At 56.3% G+C, this 14,458-nt stretch carries 12 protein-coding genes and 2 tRNA genes; 8 read left to right on the forward strand and 6 right to left on the reverse strand.

Translation table 11 applies throughout. The features are described 5' to 3' along the window. Positions 1-54 precede the first annotated feature (54 nt). Complete coding sequence (locus EU557_RS15290) at positions 55-1,638, forward strand: NFACT RNA binding domain-containing protein (RefSeq protein ID WP_210116063.1); 1,584 nt, start codon at positions 55-57, stop codon at positions 1,636-1,638. Between the two features lie 65 nt (positions 1,639-1,703). Here the strand turns inward: EU557_RS15290 and EU557_RS15295 are convergent. After that, positions 1,704-1,785, reverse strand: a tRNA-Leu gene (locus EU557_RS15295). A 290-nt stretch (positions 1,786-2,075) separates the two neighbouring features. On the opposite strand from EU557_RS15295, the gene EU557_RS15300 reads away from it, so the two are divergent. Continuing rightward, positions 2,076-2,552: a low affinity iron permease family protein gene (locus tag EU557_RS15300; protein ID WP_135531332.1), complete on the forward strand. Its 477-nt coding sequence runs from the start codon at positions 2,076-2,078 to the stop codon at positions 2,550-2,552. Positions 2,553-2,609: 57 nt separating this feature from the next. On the opposite strand, the gene EU557_RS15305 is transcribed toward EU557_RS15300, so the two are convergent. Further along, the gene (locus tag EU557_RS15305) at positions 2,610-3,317 is read right to left on the reverse strand and encodes a Dps family protein (RefSeq protein ID WP_210116064.1); all 708 of its coding nucleotides are present in this window, start codon (positions 3,315-3,317) and stop codon (positions 2,610-2,612) included. Positions 3,318-3,426: 109 nt separating this feature from the next. Here EU557_RS15305 and EU557_RS15310 point away from each other — a divergent pair, with 109 nt between their 5' ends. From EU557_RS15310 to EU557_RS15320, 3 genes are all read left to right on the forward strand, one after another. Next, a complete protein-coding gene (locus tag EU557_RS15310) occupies positions 3,427-4,152 on the forward strand; it encodes a VIT1/CCC1 transporter family protein (protein ID WP_135531333.1) in 726 nt (241 codons plus the stop codon). Positions 4,153-4,216: 64 nt separating this feature from the next. After that, on the forward strand, positions 4,217-4,675 hold the full coding sequence (locus EU557_RS15315; RefSeq protein ID WP_135531334.1) for a hypothetical protein: 459 nt from the start codon (positions 4,217-4,219) through the stop codon (positions 4,673-4,675). A 54-nt stretch (positions 4,676-4,729) separates the two neighbouring features. Continuing rightward, the gene (locus EU557_RS15320; RefSeq protein ID WP_135531335.1) at positions 4,730-5,257 is read left to right on the forward strand and encodes an MOSC domain-containing protein; all 528 of its coding nucleotides are present in this window, start codon (positions 4,730-4,732) and stop codon (positions 5,255-5,257) included. Positions 5,258-5,271: 14 nt separating this feature from the next. Here EU557_RS15320 and EU557_RS15325 read toward each other — a convergent pair whose 3' ends face one another. From EU557_RS15325 to EU557_RS15335, 4 genes are all read right to left on the reverse strand, one after another. Beyond that, the gene (locus EU557_RS15325; RefSeq protein ID WP_135531336.1) at positions 5,272-5,703 is read right to left on the reverse strand and encodes an OsmC family peroxiredoxin; all 432 of its coding nucleotides are present in this window, start codon (positions 5,701-5,703) and stop codon (positions 5,272-5,274) included. A gap of 734 nt (positions 5,704-6,437) precedes the next feature. Continuing rightward, the gene (locus EU557_RS15330) at positions 6,438-7,838 is read right to left on the reverse strand and encodes an RtcB family protein (protein WP_135531337.1); all 1,401 of its coding nucleotides are present in this window, start codon (positions 7,836-7,838) and stop codon (positions 6,438-6,440) included. Positions 7,839-8,225: 387 nt separating this feature from the next. Continuing rightward, positions 8,226-8,372: transfer RNA gene (locus EU557_RS25535), tRNA-Pro, on the reverse strand. 843 nt (positions 8,373-9,215) lie between these two features. Further along, positions 9,216-10,784, reverse strand: coding sequence for a TROVE domain-containing protein (locus EU557_RS15335; RefSeq protein ID WP_135531338.1), 1,569 nt, complete (start codon positions 10,782-10,784; stop codon positions 9,216-9,218). A gap of 1,141 nt (positions 10,785-11,925) precedes the next feature. Here EU557_RS15335 and EU557_RS15340 point away from each other — a divergent pair. The 3 genes from EU557_RS15340 (at position 11,926) to EU557_RS15350 (ending at position 14,405) form a co-directional block, all read left to right on the forward strand. Then, entirely contained in the window at positions 11,926-12,393 is a 468-nt protein-coding gene (locus EU557_RS15340) for a hypothetical protein (RefSeq protein WP_135531339.1), read from the forward strand. A 196-nt stretch (positions 12,394-12,589) separates the two neighbouring features. Then, the gene (locus EU557_RS15345; RefSeq protein ID WP_135531340.1) at positions 12,590-13,693 is read left to right on the forward strand and encodes a sensor histidine kinase; all 1,104 of its coding nucleotides are present in this window, start codon (positions 12,590-12,592) and stop codon (positions 13,691-13,693) included. Then, positions 13,671-14,405, forward strand: a complete 735-nt coding sequence (locus tag EU557_RS15350) for a LytR/AlgR family response regulator transcription factor (protein ID WP_135531341.1) — start codon at positions 13,671-13,673, stop codon at positions 14,403-14,405. Before EU557_RS15345 ends, EU557_RS15350 begins: the two co-directional genes overlap by 23 nt. Positions 14,406-14,458: the final 53 nt, after the last annotated feature.

Here is a 14,458-nt window from a genome sequence, read left to right on the forward strand (position 1 = left end):
ACTCAGGCGCCTCTCCTTAAGATTAAGATGCGCGCCGCAAGTCCACCCACGCACATGCATACCAACTACTACTTTCTGCGCCAGTTAGCACCCGCTCTTACCCAGCAACTCGTGGGCTACAGCGTGGTTACCTGTTTTTCGCAGGAGAAGGATGAGCTGGTGGTGGGCCTAACAAACGGAATCCAGGAGTTCTGGCTAAAGGCGCAGTTAGCAGCCGCCGGCCCTATGCTAGCGCTGCCTGAATCGTTTCACCGGGCGCGGCAGAACTCCGTGGACTTACTGCCTGAGCTGCTAGGCCAGGTAGTGATGGAGGTGGCGGCTTGGCCCAACGACCGGGTGCTACAACTCACGTTTACCAATGGCGCCACCTTGCTGTTTAAGCTATACAGCACGCAGCCTAATGCAGTATTTCGCGTGGCACCTGAAGCAGAGGCAGAGTTATTTCACCAGCGCTATACCGCCGATGCGGAGCTGCGCCCCACCCCTGTTGCGGCCGATGCTCTTGAAAAGGCTCCTCCGGCCGCAAACCCGCTCAAAGCCTACCCCAGCCTCGGCGACCTAGCCTTGGCGTACCTCCGCACCCGCGACTACGACCCCGCTCCCATCGAAACGAAATGGAAGCTGGTACGCGAGGTTGTACGGGAGCTCGAACAACCGGCGGCTTTCTATATCACTCTGCTGGATGGGCGCACCCGCCTGAGTTTGCTGCCCGTCGGCGAAGTGGAGCAACCTCTGCCAGCCGCCGACCCCATTGGAGCTTTACGCCGCTTTGTGCCTCTGCTGCTCAACCGCCGAGCTTACGAGGCCGAGCTGCGGCAACTGCGGCAGACGCTGGAGAAGCGGGCCGATGAAGCCGCTACCAGCGCCCAACACGCCCGGAGGCGCCTGCACGCTCTAGAAAACACCGTGGGTTACCGGCAAACTGCCGATTTGATTATGGCCCACCTAAGCCAGATTCCGGCCGGGGCCGCGCAGGTGGAGGTGGTGGACTTCTATCAGGACAACCAGCCGCGTGTCATCAAGCTGAAGCCTGCCGAAACGCCCCAGCGGACCGCCCAGAACCTGTACCGTAAGGCTAAAAACCAACAGCTCGAAATCCGGGAGCTGAGTGCCCGCGCCGAGCGTCGTGAATCGGAGGCACTGTGGAGCCTGGAGCGGCTAGAGGAGCTAGAAGCCCTCCCGGCCGGCGACCTGCGGGCCCTGCGGCAATGGCGCAAGCAACATGGCCTCGACCCGGCTACGGTTGCCAAAGCAGCCCAGGAACTACCATTCAAGGTTTTTGAGGATAGTGGCTTTACCATTTTGGTGGGTAGAAACGCCCAGAACAACGACCTACTTACCCAGCGCTACGCCCACAAAGACGACCTCTGGCTGCATGCCAAGGACGTAACGGGCTCGCACGTGGTTATTCGTCATCGCTCAGGACACTCAGTACCAGAGCCGGTGCTGGAACGTGCCGCTCAGTTGGCGGCCTGGTACTCACGCCGCAAGAATGACTCTCTCTGCCCAGTTACCTATACGCCTAAGAAGTTTGTTCGCAAGCCGAAGGGCGCTATTGCCGGCCAGGTAGTAGTAGAGCGCGAGAACGTACTGCTGGTTGTACCGGCCAATCCGTTTGAGCGCAACGGGGTGGCCTAGGCGGCCAGGGAAAGCTATACATGAAAAAGCCTGCCTCGGATTCCGAAGCAGACTTTTTGCTAGAGTGCGCGCGGGGAGATTCGAACTCCCACACCCGAAGGCACCACCCCCTCAAGATGGCGTGTCTACCAGTTTCACCACGTGCGCAGATGTGGTCAAGCACTCTGTAGAAAGACGAAAACCGAGGCCTTCGGATTCGCTGAGGTGGCGAATCGTGGACAAAAGTAGTTGGCTACTGGGTGCGGTGCAAGCCTCTTGCGGTATTTTTTCTGGCCTAGCTGCCCCCAACTTGCCGCTCACAGGCCTTGGGCACTCAGTATCAGCGGCAAGGCGATTCACTTTTTCTTCATGCCTAGCCAAATTTTTTTCCGTTTCTCTCTTCTTTAGTGGCTGCAGTTAGCTAAAATGTGCGTCTAGCCACCTCACCTTTTCCGCCCATGATTTCTACTCCTTCTACCGCAGCGTCTCCAACTTCGAGCTTCTTTGCGCGTTTTGCTGGGCGCATCACTGCTTGGTCGGGCACTACTTTGGCATTCTGCCTCGCTCTAGGCCTAGTAGTTGTTTGGGCAGCCACTGGCCCTATGTTTCACTACTCCGAAACGTGGCAACTAGTCATCAACACCGGCACCACCATCATAACCTTTCTGATGGTTTTTCTGATTCAGCGGGCCCAGAACAAAGATTCACTGGTGCTGCACCTGAAGCTGAACGAGTTGATAGCGGCCCAGAAAGGCGCCAGTAACCGTCTTATCAATGCCCAAGACTTTACGGAAGGAGAAATCAACCTGCTGCATCAATACTTCTGCTTGTTAGCTGAGAAAGCCAAGCTCGATCATGACCTCGGCCGGACGCACTCCGTGGAAGAGGCGGAGGAGAATCACCAGGAAAAGCGTCGCGTATGTTCCCATCATTAACTAAAAAAGCCTTCCCCGAGTAACCGGAGAAGGCTTTTGCTTTTCTAGTGGTTACGCCTACTCAGCGCGAGCCAGGGGGGTATCTACCACATGCTCCGAAACGAACCACACCTGCATTTCATTGGTGCGCATCACGTTGCTCACAATGAGGTCGTTGGTGCCATCATCGCCAGAGTCAGCTGCTTTTTTTGCAAAGTCGTGGCAGTTCTTGAGGATGATCTGGTGAGCTTCCAGCAGGCGCGATACCTGAATGGGTGCCTCCTCCCGGTCGCGGGGTGGGCGGGGAATGCTGGTTACTTCGGCAATATCGGCGGCCATAGCCACGGCCACACCACCCAAGATCTGAATGCGCTCAGCAATCATATCAATGAGGGCATCTTGCTCTTCATAGTGCTTATCGTACAGCAGGTGCAGCTGGTAGAAAGTAGGGCCTACTACCTGCCAGTGGTGCTTTTTGTACATGTCGCGGATTGAGCAGGTATCAGCCAGCATCTGGTTGAGCATCTCTACGCTTTCTTGCCGGGTGTTGGTGTCGATGCCGATGGGCAGACGTTGGGAAACCGTGCCATAACGCTGCAACGGTGCAGGGGCGTTGAACTGCTGGTTTAGCACAGGCTGCACACTAGGCGCCGACTGTCCGTTGGAAGAAGCTTGTCCGTCTTGGCCGTTTGAAGAAGCCTGAGCGGCTGCTTTGGAGGTGGAAGCTTTCTTGGCAGCAGGTGCTTTAGGAGCTGCCGGAGTATCTTTGGTGGTGGTCTTAGCCATGATCAGAAAGAGGTAGTAGTAGTGCAGAGAAAGCCACCTAAGGTGGCTACCTGTTATGCCATACGTACGCCAAGCGCTCGGGTTAACTGGGCCATTAGATTAATCCCTCATGACGCACGCTCACGCGCCCCACTCGCACCCTCATCCGGAAGATCATCTTACCAGCTCAGCCATGCTCCAGGATATCGTGATAGGCCTATCTGATGGCCTGACGGTGCCGTTTGCGCTGGCGGCGGGTCTCAGCGGCGCAGTGCAGTCGTCGGGCCTCGTGATTACGGCCGGTCTGGCCGAGATTGTGGCGGGCTCTATTGCCATGGGACTGGGCGGCTACCTCTCGGGGCGCACCGAAGTAGAGCACTATGAGTCGGAGCTAGCACGGGAGTACCGCGAGATTCAGGAAGTACCGGAGGTGGAGCGCGAAGAGGTGCGGGAGCTGCTACAAGAAATTGGTCTTTCCCCCGCCACCGTGAATCTGGCCGTGCAAGAACTTACCGCCGACCCAGAACAATGGGTGAAGTTCATGATGAAGTACGAGCTAGGCCTAGAAAAGCCCGACCCCAAGCAAGCGCCTAAAAGCGCCGCCACTATCAGCATGGCCTACGCCGTTGGCGGACTCATTCCACTAAGCGCGTATTTTTTCACCGCTACTCCCGACGAAGGTCTGCTGTGGTCGGCGGTGATTACGCTGGTGTGCCTGTTTATCTTTGGGTATCTGAAGAGCCGCCTGACGGGGCAGCCTCCGGTATGGGGAGCCTTCAAAATGGCTGGCACCGGGGCGCTGGCGGCCGGGGCAGCCTTCTGGGTAGCGCGCCAGTTCCAACCTCATGCGGGGTAAACCTGAGGAGCGGCAGCTTACCTTTGCCCAAGGCTAGTAGCCTAGCCCGTTGTCCTCTTATCCTATGAATGAAGCTCATCTGCACCTGCTGCTCAACCACCTACCTATCTTAGGAAGCTTGTTTGGCCTTATAGCATTGGCAGTAGGCATTTTCCGAGCGGATACTGGCGTGGTGCGCACTGGCCTAGTAACGCTGCTGGCAGCGGCCGTACTGTGCTTGCCGGTTCAGCTTACCGGTGAAGGAGCTGAAGAAGTTCTGCATGGCCTTCCTGACGTGTCGAAAACACTTATTAACGCTCACGAAGAGGCCGCAGAGCTTGCGTTTTGGGTTCTTGAGCTGACGGGGGCTTTGGCTATGCTGGCCCTGCTACTGCCCCAGCGGGCCCAGCTTATGAATCGCCTGACGCTGGCTGGTGCGGTTAGTAGCTTTGCCCTATTGGCGTGGGCGGGTAGCTTAGGTGGGCAAATTAGGCACCCGGAGGCGCGAGCCGGCTTCGTATCTTCCGCAGAATACAAACCGTAGCAACGTACACGGCAGCCCCGCAGTATAGGCAGATATACTTCTCCCCTTCCCACCATGGCCTTCCCTTTCTTCGGTGATTCTAAATCAGCCATTGCGCAAATGTTAGCTACCCTACCGCAAACAGGCCGCCTGGAGTGGATAGGCCTACGCCCCATACGGCGCGAACCGATGCAATCGGTTACGGAAGCCGTTGTTGAAACCGACCGTAATTTGGTTGGTGATCATGCCCGCCCTAAATCAGGCGGCAAACGGCAGGTAACGTTGATTCAGCATGAGCACTTGGCGGCGGTGGCAGGCTACCTAGGCCACTCCTCACCCGTAGATCCGGGACGCTTGCGGCGCAACCTAGCCGTAAGTGGCATCAACCTACTTTCACTTAAGAACCGTCGGGTCCGCATTGGCAACGAGGTAATGCTGGAAATTACGGGCGAGTGCCATCCTTGCTCCCGCATGGAAGAAGAGCTGGGGCCCGGTGGCTACAACGCCATGCGTGGCCACGGTGGCCTTACGGCGCGCATCATTATGGGAGGCACTATTCGGGTAGGCGACGCAGTCCAGGTTGTAGCAGACGACAACCCGTAGGCCACCCACCCACTTTATACGGCTAAGCTTGGGATTAGAAATGCCTCACACCGGATGGAAGCATTCAGCAGTTTTGACACGGGGCAATTTTCCTGCGCGTCGGCTACTAGCTCCTGAAACTTGTCTTCTTGCATCCCGGGTATCTGCGCTTCTACTACTAATACCGACTCGCGCACTAAGCCTTCTTCCATTACTATTTCGCACCGGGTATCAATGCGGGTAGCCACAAACCCTGCTACCTGCAGGTTGAAGGCGAGCTTCATGGAAAGGCACCCCGCGTGTGCAGCTGCAATCAGCTCCTCGGGATTGGTGCCGGCTCCATCAGCGAAGCGCGTAGTGTAGGAGTACGGGGTGCTTTTTAATACTTCACTAGTAGTATCCAGTTGACCGTAGCCATCAGTGCCGCGGCCATACCAATGTGCTTTAGCAATTCGATTAATCGACATAAAGTAGCCCTATTCTCAAGAATACCAGATTAGTCTACGCAAGTAACACAATAGGATCTTAGAATGCCAATGGCATTTCTCCCTGCTTAGGTGCCCAATGAGGACTGCGTAATCAGCCCAGACAACTAGTGTACCAACCTATTACTATACCAAGTAAAAACTTGCGCTTTTTTCAATATTATATAACAAATTCTATACATCTCATTATCTAGAAGTTAGTCATTGGTAGACGAGATTCTTTAACTTTTTTTCACATCTCTTCAATCTGTTAGATTTTTTACCCCGTATTTATAATTGAACTGGTTGGATTTCATCTTCAGTCAAGTCAGTTCAGAACTGCACTATCCTATCAGAATCCTGAGGCCCCACACCTAGCCCAGGTTCCACAATTAGTATCTATCGCTAACGCTTGTAGATTCATATGGGACCTACCTCACCTTCTCCCTCTTTGCCCGCAACTGCTGTAGCTCTACTCCTTTTATCGGGCGGACTGCTCACCTTACCAGTCTGGACATCTGCCACCCGCCTAAGGTCAGCGCAACCTTCCCCGAACTCATCAGAAGATCCTACAGCCGAGGAGGAAGCGGCTACTATTACCCAACGCCTACGCAATCGTCGGCACCGGTCTTAGCCAGTAACCTTCACCCCGGGCACAATAAGGTTTAATAACAAAAGAGGCGCTGCCCCAAGTGGGGCAGCGCCTCTTTTCTGTTTAGCGGTCGGCTAGGCCACTACTATGCCCCATCCATCCGCACAATGCGTGGGGTGAAGCTACCCAGCACGTCTACCAGCTCCTGCTGGCTCTGCATCACGGCGTGAATGTCTTTATAGGCCTGAGGAGCTTCGTCAACGCCCCCACCGATCAGCTCAATGCCGTGCTGCTCTAAATAGCGCCGCACTTCGGCCTCGCCCAGTTCCTGCTTAGCCCGGGTGCGCGACATGGCCCGGCCGGCCCCGTGCGAAGCAGATGCCAACGAATCAGCATTGCCGCGGCCCCGTACTATAAAACCGGGAGCCGTCATGGAGCCGGGGATAATTCCCAGCACACCCGCACCGGCGGGTGTGGCGCCCTTGCGGTGCACTACTACCTCCCGGCCATCAGCCAGGTGCTCCTTCCAGGCAAAGTTGTGGTGGTTTTCCACTTTGGCCAAGGGCCGCTCACCCAGGGCTTTGGCCAGCCGCTGGTGAATCTGGTGGTGACAGGCCGAGGCGTAGTCGCCGGCCAGGTTCATGGCGGCCCAGTATTCCTGTCCGGCCTCGCTTTCCAGGGAGAGCCAGGCCAGATGCTGCGCTTCGGCGGGCAGTTGGCACACATCCTTAGCCAGCTTGGTGTAGTGGTTGGCTACACTGGCCCCCAGCCCCCGGGAGCCGGAGTGCGAGAGCAGCCCCACGTACTGGCCTACGAGCACGCCTAGCTCGTTTTGCGGGTCGATGATGTCCACAATGCCCCACTCAACGAAGTGGTTGCCGGAACCCGAGGTCCCAATCTGCTCGGCGGCAGTGCCCTGCTTGTTGCGTAGGAAGGCAATGTCATTGAACTCGTCGCGCTCCAGCACGGCGTGGTCGAGCTTCTGGCCGCGCTGAAAGCCCTGCCGGTTGCCGAAGCGGGTGTTGTCGAGCAGGAGCTTGCGCATTTCCTGTACCCGCTGCTCTAGGTGCTTGGGCGGCAGTGCAAACACCGACAGCGCCATGCGGCACCCAATGTCAACGCCCACGGCGTAAGGAATTACCGCGTTATCAGTAGCCAGCACGCCCCCGATGGGCAGGCCGTAGCCCTGGTGGGCGTCGGGCATGAGGGCGCCGGCTACCGTCACGGGCAGCTTCATGGCGGTTTCCATCTGGTGAATGGCCCCCTGCTCAATGTATTCCGGCCCGAACACGGCGTAAGGCTTGCGCTCAGTGAGGGCAATGTGGCGGCTGGGAGCGGGCAGCAAGGCTGCGGCCGTATGACTCCAGTCGAGGTGAGTGAGATAAGTGGAAGGATCAGTCAGCAAGCTTTTCAGCAAGGTGAGCTGATCGGTTTGCGAGAGTTTTTTGAGGTGCTTGCGCTGCAGTTGTGCTAGCGCCAGCCCGATGGCCCGTCCTTCGGGGAAGCCAAGCTGCCGAAGGTCGTTGCCGCGTAATTGATTAGCCATAATCAGTGGAATTGAAGCAAGCTTATATGCCCTGAGGCACTTGCTGCAGATAAGATGAGTTGCCGAGCGCTACTAGCGGCGCCGGGTTGTGGTAGCGGTATCTCGTCGGAGGAACATGATAGCAAGCGGGGGTAGAACTGGCCTAGGCCAGTGGAGGAAGGGATGATAGATAGAGAATAGGATGGGTAAGATCAGGCTACTGGCCTAGAACAGGCCGCAGCTGGAATAGAAAATCAGAAGGGTGAAAAACGAGGCGTTGATTGGTTTTTCAGACGAAGTAAGACGGCTCTACGACACCTTCCGCTTTCAATAATTCTTTTCGTTCACCTAACGGGGCAACAGGCGCGAAGCCTCCTGAATGTGCTCTAACCAACTGAGCTACTGCCTTGCAGCAGGTGGGACTTGAACCCACGCCCCCATCGTCCCAAACGAAGTATGGCTCCGCTACGGCACCCGTCAGATGTTAGAAAAAACTGCGTGAGGCAACAAACGCCAGGCCCACATATCCTGCTCTACCAGCTGAGCTACAGCCGCTACCAAAGCAACGGCCGGTGGGGTTCGAACCCACGACCTGGGCAATGAAAATGCGAAGTAAGGCCCAACTACGGCACTCACGCAGTGAAAGTAACATCAGGGCAAAATGCGGCCAGTGTGTTTGTAGCGCGTCTACCAATTTCGCCACCAGCAACTAAGGTTGCTGGGCAGGGCTCGAACCTGCACCTCCTTGTGGAACTATACCGAAGTAGCACTGGCCTACGACACCTGATGTAAATAAGAATAGCTATAAAATCAGAAGGTTACTAGAATACTATTTGCCGGGGCAACAGGTGCAAGCGGTGGCCGAAGCCATTCTGCTCTACCAACTGAGCTACAGGCCCGGGTTACAAAAACGGAGTGGACCTGATGCGACTCGAACGCACGACCCGAAGGAACGCTTAGCGACGGCACCCGGCAGGGTGATATTTCCGACTGAGCTCACCAGTTCAGGGCAACAGGCGGCAGGCGTGTCAGCCGCGGCCGAGGCCACGGAAGGGGATTCGAACCCTGGCAAAACATGCGTTTTGCTTCAACCAAGCGAAGTATCGCCCGCCTACGGCACCTGACGTGGTGAGTCAGCCGGGTTGGAACGGCCGCCGAAGCAACTGGGGCTCCGGCTCAGCACCGTTCCGGCCGACGGCTGCCCTTATAGAGTCAGCCGCCTTCCCAATGTCAAAATGAAAGATGTTACATGGTTATTGAGTTACGCAGGACAAAAAACTGCTTTTTTACTACTGTGGAGGTTGTTTTTGCGGCTCTAAACTTAGCATTGAATCGGGCAGTAACCCGGAAGTGGCGGCTGCTTTACCTGGTGTCTAGGCCACTTCCGAGGCCGCAATTTTATAGATCAATGTTCTCAATTTCGGTGAGGGCGGAGCCACCGTTTTCGAGGGCTGCCAACACATCGAATACTTTATCCGACCAGCCGGCAATCAGGGCCACGCCATTCTCAGGATGTACCTGAAGGGGCGAGATGCCGTGACCAGCCAAGTCGAATAGGTAGAGACGGGCATTGGGCGCCACCGTGCGGCGGTACTCAGCCCACTCCTGCGCTACGCTGTTGCCGTTGAAGTGGGAGTTCCACAACTGGCAGTCAGTGAACATCATCACCTTGTCTACTACCTCGCGGCGCTGGCGCAGGTCTTGAATTACCAAGTACCCATTGGTGCTGTAGCCCACTTCGCCTTCGCGCTTGTAGAACTCTTCTACATTGCGTAGCACCGGTCCGTGAGGCAAGGTGAGGCGCTTCCAGGTGTCGCCGAACATGCCGGTTACCACGTTCTGGCAGCGGCTCTGCAGCAACATGCCTAGCACCAAGCCTATGTCGTAGTGCAGCACTTTGCTGCGCGCAGAAATAGGGTGCTGCATGGAGCCCGACACGTCACAGGCTACTACCACGCGGGTTTCGGAGCCAAACCCGCGCAGGTTGGCGGCGCTGTAGCTGATGGCCGTTTCCAAAGCCGCCAGTACCTCCACCGCAGGGTTGGGGCACAGGCTCAGCATGCCGAGCAACGTAGGCACCACCCCCGTTTGCAGAGCCTTTACCTCGCGGTAGGCGGCTAAGAAACGGAACGGCAGCTGCTTGCTGCGCGCCACGGCCCGCTCATCAGCGAGCGTAGCGCAGACTTGCTCCACCAGCTCCGGAGCCACGCCGGCTTCCAGGATATTGCGCAGGTTGCGCAACAAGGCCATGTAGCCCACTTTGCCGCTGCCAATAAGTTCTTCCCACTTCTGGCGGAAAGCCGCAGTGCGCTCGGCGGGTGTGGCGTACTCCACCTGGCCTAGTGCCGACAGCTCGGTTTCCCAAGTGTAAGGCGTAGGCAAGGTACCGGCCACCAACTGGTTAAATAGCGCTTGCTGGGTCTCGTTCTGGGGCGTGGGGTGCACCAGAAACAGAGCATCACGCAGGCGGACGGCCCCGGCCCGGTCGTACTTGGCCAACTGGTAGCCATCGAAACGGTTGAAGCTCTGGGCAAGCCCTTTCTGCAGCTGCTTGGAGAGGCGATTAAGGACTTTGGTGCCGCTGCGGCCGTTGGCGTGAGCATAGTAGGCCAGTAGCTCCGTTATTTCATCGGCGCGCTGTACCACGCGGGCCACCAAACGGCTCACCAGGTTGTCGCCGCGGTGCAACCGAGCCAGCTCCACGCACAGCACCAAGGGTACCGAGCGCAAGTGAAGCCGTTCACGGGCATACACGGCCAGGCGAGCCACAAACAGCGCATCATTTTTCGCTACCAGCTCACGCAGGCGCACCAAACGGGTATCGGCCTTTTCATAGCACTGGTCCTGCAAGGCCGCCGTAGCCACGGCGGCGTAAAGCTCTAGGGCGGGCATAAGAGTGTAAGCTGCGGCGCCTTCGTGGTTTATTGTATCAGGTTGAGGAATGCGAGGAGTAGTATTGAAGCGCATAAGATGAGGTATAAAGCGGGTAGGTAAAGCAGAAATAAGCAGCAGGGCGGCTGGTAAAGCCCCACCCTTAGGTGGTTTTGACTTCCTGATTGGCAGCGGGTGTTTGCTCTTCTTCCGTAGGCCAGTCTATTGCCAGTTCGTATTCGGAAAGGCGGAATAAATCGTACATACAAACAATATTTTAACAGTGAGGAAACAATTAATTATTACAGTAAAGGCATAGCAATTCCAGCACGAATAAATGAATAATTTATTCGAATAATAAATATGAAAAAAGCCCAGCTTTTTAGGAAGCCGGGCTTTTTTCAAGGATACATCACAAGGAATTTACCTACGTGAATTGTCCAACAAAAAATCCCGGTCGCACCACATCCCCTCGCGGCTGATGGGCCGTTTATCCTGGGGCTGGCATAAAGCGCAATTCAGAACTGACTGCATGACCGTGGGGATGGTATAGGGTGAAAAACAAGCGACCCGAACCTGTAGGGCTCGGGTCGCGGAAGTGTCAGAGGAGGCCTACTGCTACTTAGCTATACCGAACCGCGCATGAAACCCACGGTTTCATCTCGTCTTGGCTGATGGTAAAGTTTGAGTGGCGTAGCATGGCGTTGTGTTGTTTTGGTGGGACAAATATGAAAGGAGTTTTACTATATACCAAATACCAACAGAAAATATTTTTAAATTATTTTCATCACTAGAGCACAAATCAACTTAGCAGACACATCAAATCTTGCTTTAAATAATTTAAACAGCGTTTACCACATTTATTTAGAATGAAAATAAATGTGGTATTTTCATTTAACTACCCAAAAAGTATCTGTCAGTAATCTGATACTTCTTACAGCTCCAGACGTCTCACTCCCTGCCCTCTCTCCCAAAAAGGCTCGGAGGGATTAGTTGTAGCACCTGAATAGCTAGCATTTATAAAGAGCTCTCCCCTCGTGTTTTCGGGAGAAGCCATCAGAACGAAGCTGTTGATGGCCGCCAACACCGTGTATCTAGGCATACTGGAGGAAACTAGTAGCTCGGTCGATGATTTTGGGGCGTTAGTAGATGATAATTTCGGGCGGTGGTGGCACTTGGTAGGTTTGGGAAGATTTAGCCTGAGAATCGGGCTGCATTCCTTTAATCCCTCTCTTTTATGCGCAAGCTACTTGTCGCTTCCCTCTTCGCTGGTGCCCTGGTAGGGGCTGCCCTTTCGGTACCTGCTCAGGGCCAAACGGTGCCTTCGGCTCAGAAGGTGAAAACCAAGAAAGATAAAACCAAAATCAAGGGCGACGACACCGCTGCTCGACCCGAAGGCCGGGGGCCTGGTGGCCCAGGCGGCCGCGGCAACATGCTGGCCGACATAACCAAGGACCTGAACCTGACAGCCGAGCAGCAAACCCGCGTGCAAGCCATCCAGCAGGAGCAAATGCAACAGATGCAGACCATGCGGGAGCAAGGCTCCGCGGGCAGCGACCGGCAGGCCATGATGACGCAGATGCGCAGCCTCGACGAAAGCACCGACACCAAGCTCAAAGCCGTTCTGACGCCAGAGCAGTTTCAGAAATACCAGGCCAAGAAGCAGGAACGCATGCGCGACCGTCGTTCGCCCCGCGACAACTAAGGGCACTCACCGCTGCTGCTGATCAGGCCGCACTCTAGCCGGCCCCAAGGATCTTATCATGCCTGCACTACTGGCCTAGCCAGGGTTTGTCTGGTCTGATAAGGTCCTTTTTGCGTCGGGCCAAACGGTTATGCGTAAAGCTTCCACCATCATCTCCCTCCACTCAGAGCGTGTATCCCCCTAAATTGAGCCTCGAATGGCAGCTTCTCTTCCAATAGCAAAAACGAAAACCACTTGGCAGCGCGCGTGGACGGTGGTTATCCATGTGGCGTCGTGGGTGGGGGTGGCTACCATTCCGCGGCTGCTTTCCACCAATCCGCCGCCATTCCAGCCAGGGTTTCTCATTCCTCCCCTCCTGCTGGCAGGTTTCTTTTACCTGAACTACCACATCCTGATTCCGCAGCTGTTCGCTAAGCGGCGGTTTCTGGCCTACTTCGGGGTGGTGCTAGTGTTGCTAGGCCTGTTCTATTGGCCCTTCATTTCGCGCGCAGCCGGCATTACCAAACGCCCTTCTCGGCCCCATCGCACCGAAATAGTGGTGGGCCGGCCCGGCGAAACGGGTCAGCTCAGACACTCCCGGCCGCCCCAGGGCATCTGGATGATCGGGATTCTGGTGTGGATTATCAGCAGTGGCCTACGCATCACGAGTGAGTGGTTTGAAACCGAGCGGGCCCGCCGGGAGCTGCAGAACAACCACCTTACGGCGGAACTGGCTTTTCTGAAGTCGCAGGTCAGCCCGCACTTCCTGTTTAACACGCTCAACAACATCTATTCCTTGGCCCAGCTTAAGGCCGATGAAGCACCGGAAGCCATTTTGCAGCTTTCCCAGCTGATGCGGTACATGCTGTATGAGTCGGCGGCGCCGCGGGTGCCGCTAGAGCGGGAGGTGGCCTACGTGCGCACCTATATAGATCTGCAGCGCCTGCGCCTCACCCCTGAGCAGGCCGACATTAGCTTTACGGTGGAAGGCAACCTCAATGGCTGCATGATTGAGCCTATGTTGCTGATTCCGTTCGTGGAAAACGCCTTTAAGCACGGTATTAGCGCCCGGCACCCGTCCAAGATTGCCGTAGAGCTGGCGGTGGTGGGGCAGCAGCTCCAGTTTAACGTAACCAACACCCGGTTTCCGGAGGCCAAAGCCGACCACGACCCCAACTCGGGCATTGGGCTGCCCAACGTGCAGCAGCGCCTAGCCCTGCTCTACCCCGACCGCTACCAACTCCAACTAGATCAAACGCCCACCGAATACTCGGTGGCCTTAACCCTGACGATGGCCTATGCTCCGCTGCCTGTTAGTTGATGATGAACCCCTGGCGCTACGCCTGCTCACGAGCTACGTGGAGCGCGTGCCCTTTCTGGAGCTGGTAGGCACCTGCCGCAGCGCCCTGGAGGCCATGACGGTGCTGCAGCAGGAGAGCGTGGATGTGCTCTTTCTGGACATTCAGATGCCCGACCTGACGGGCGTGGAGTTTGTGCGCACGCTCCGCCCCGAGGCGCTGGTCATCTTCACCACGGCCTATGAGGCCTACGCACTGGAAGGCTTCAACCTCAACGCCGTTGATTACTTAGTGAAGCCGTTTGCCTTCGACCGTTTTGTGCAGGCCGCCCAAAAAGCCCAGGACCGCCTACAGGCACGCCGGCCCACGGACACTGCCGCTCCTACCCCGGCACCGCCCGCGCCAACTCCTACCGATGATTTCATCTTCGTGAAGGCTGATTACCACACTCAGCGCATCAACCTGCGCGATATCCGGTACCTGGAAGGCCTCAAAGACTACATCAAGATTTACACCGGTGGCAAGCCCGTGCTCACGCTCAACTCCCTAAAAGCCTTCGAAGACCGCCTACCCTCCCAGGACTTCGTGCGCGTGCATCGCTCCTATATCGTAGCCCTGAGCTGGATCGATTCCATCCGCAAAAACCGTATCTACCTCGGCGACGCTATCATCCCCATCGGCGACTCCTACGCCGACGCCTTCCACAAGCTCATCGAGGAGCGCAACATGCACTAGCGGTGAGTGAAATAGTGATTGAGTGAAGTGGCCTAGGCCTGTTATTGCGAGGA

Source organism: Hymenobacter wooponensis (genome assembly GCF_004745865.1).
GTDB lineage: Bacteria > Bacteroidota > Bacteroidia > Cytophagales > Hymenobacteraceae > Hymenobacter > Hymenobacter wooponensis.

Bases quoted from the DNA above. Each gene is read 5' to 3' on its own strand.
- EU557_RS15290 (WP_210116063.1), top strand. From the start codon at position 55: ATGCATACCAACTACTACTTTCTGCGCCAGTTAGCACCCGCTCTTACC.
- EU557_RS15300 (WP_135531332.1), top strand. From the start codon at position 2,076: ATGATTTCTACTCCTTCTACCGCAGCGTCTCCAACTTCGAGCTTCTTT.
- EU557_RS15305 (WP_210116064.1), bottom strand. From the start codon at position 3,317: ATGGCTAAGACCACCACCAAAGATACTCCGGCAGCTCCTAAAGCACCT.
- EU557_RS15310 (WP_135531333.1), top strand. From the start codon at position 3,427: ATGACGCACGCTCACGCGCCCCACTCGCACCCTCATCCGGAAGATCAT.
- EU557_RS15315 (WP_135531334.1), top strand. From the start codon at position 4,217: ATGAATGAAGCTCATCTGCACCTGCTGCTCAACCACCTACCTATCTTA.
- EU557_RS15320 (WP_135531335.1), top strand. From the start codon at position 4,730: ATGGCCTTCCCTTTCTTCGGTGATTCTAAATCAGCCATTGCGCAAATG.
- EU557_RS15325 (WP_135531336.1), bottom strand. From the start codon at position 5,703: ATGTCGATTAATCGAATTGCTAAAGCACATTGGTATGGCCGCGGCACT.
- EU557_RS15330 (WP_135531337.1), bottom strand. From the start codon at position 7,838: ATGGCTAATCAATTACGCGGCAACGACCTTCGGCAGCTTGGCTTCCCC.
- EU557_RS15335 (WP_135531338.1), bottom strand. From the start codon at position 10,784: ATGCGCTTCAATACTACTCCTCGCATTCCTCAACCTGATACAATAAAC.
- EU557_RS15340 (WP_135531339.1), top strand. From the start codon at position 11,926: ATGCGCAAGCTACTTGTCGCTTCCCTCTTCGCTGGTGCCCTGGTAGGG.
- EU557_RS15345 (WP_135531340.1), top strand. From the start codon at position 12,590: ATGGCAGCTTCTCTTCCAATAGCAAAAACGAAAACCACTTGGCAGCGC.
- EU557_RS15350 (WP_135531341.1), top strand. From the start codon at position 13,671: ATGCTCCGCTGCCTGTTAGTTGATGATGAACCCCTGGCGCTACGCCTG.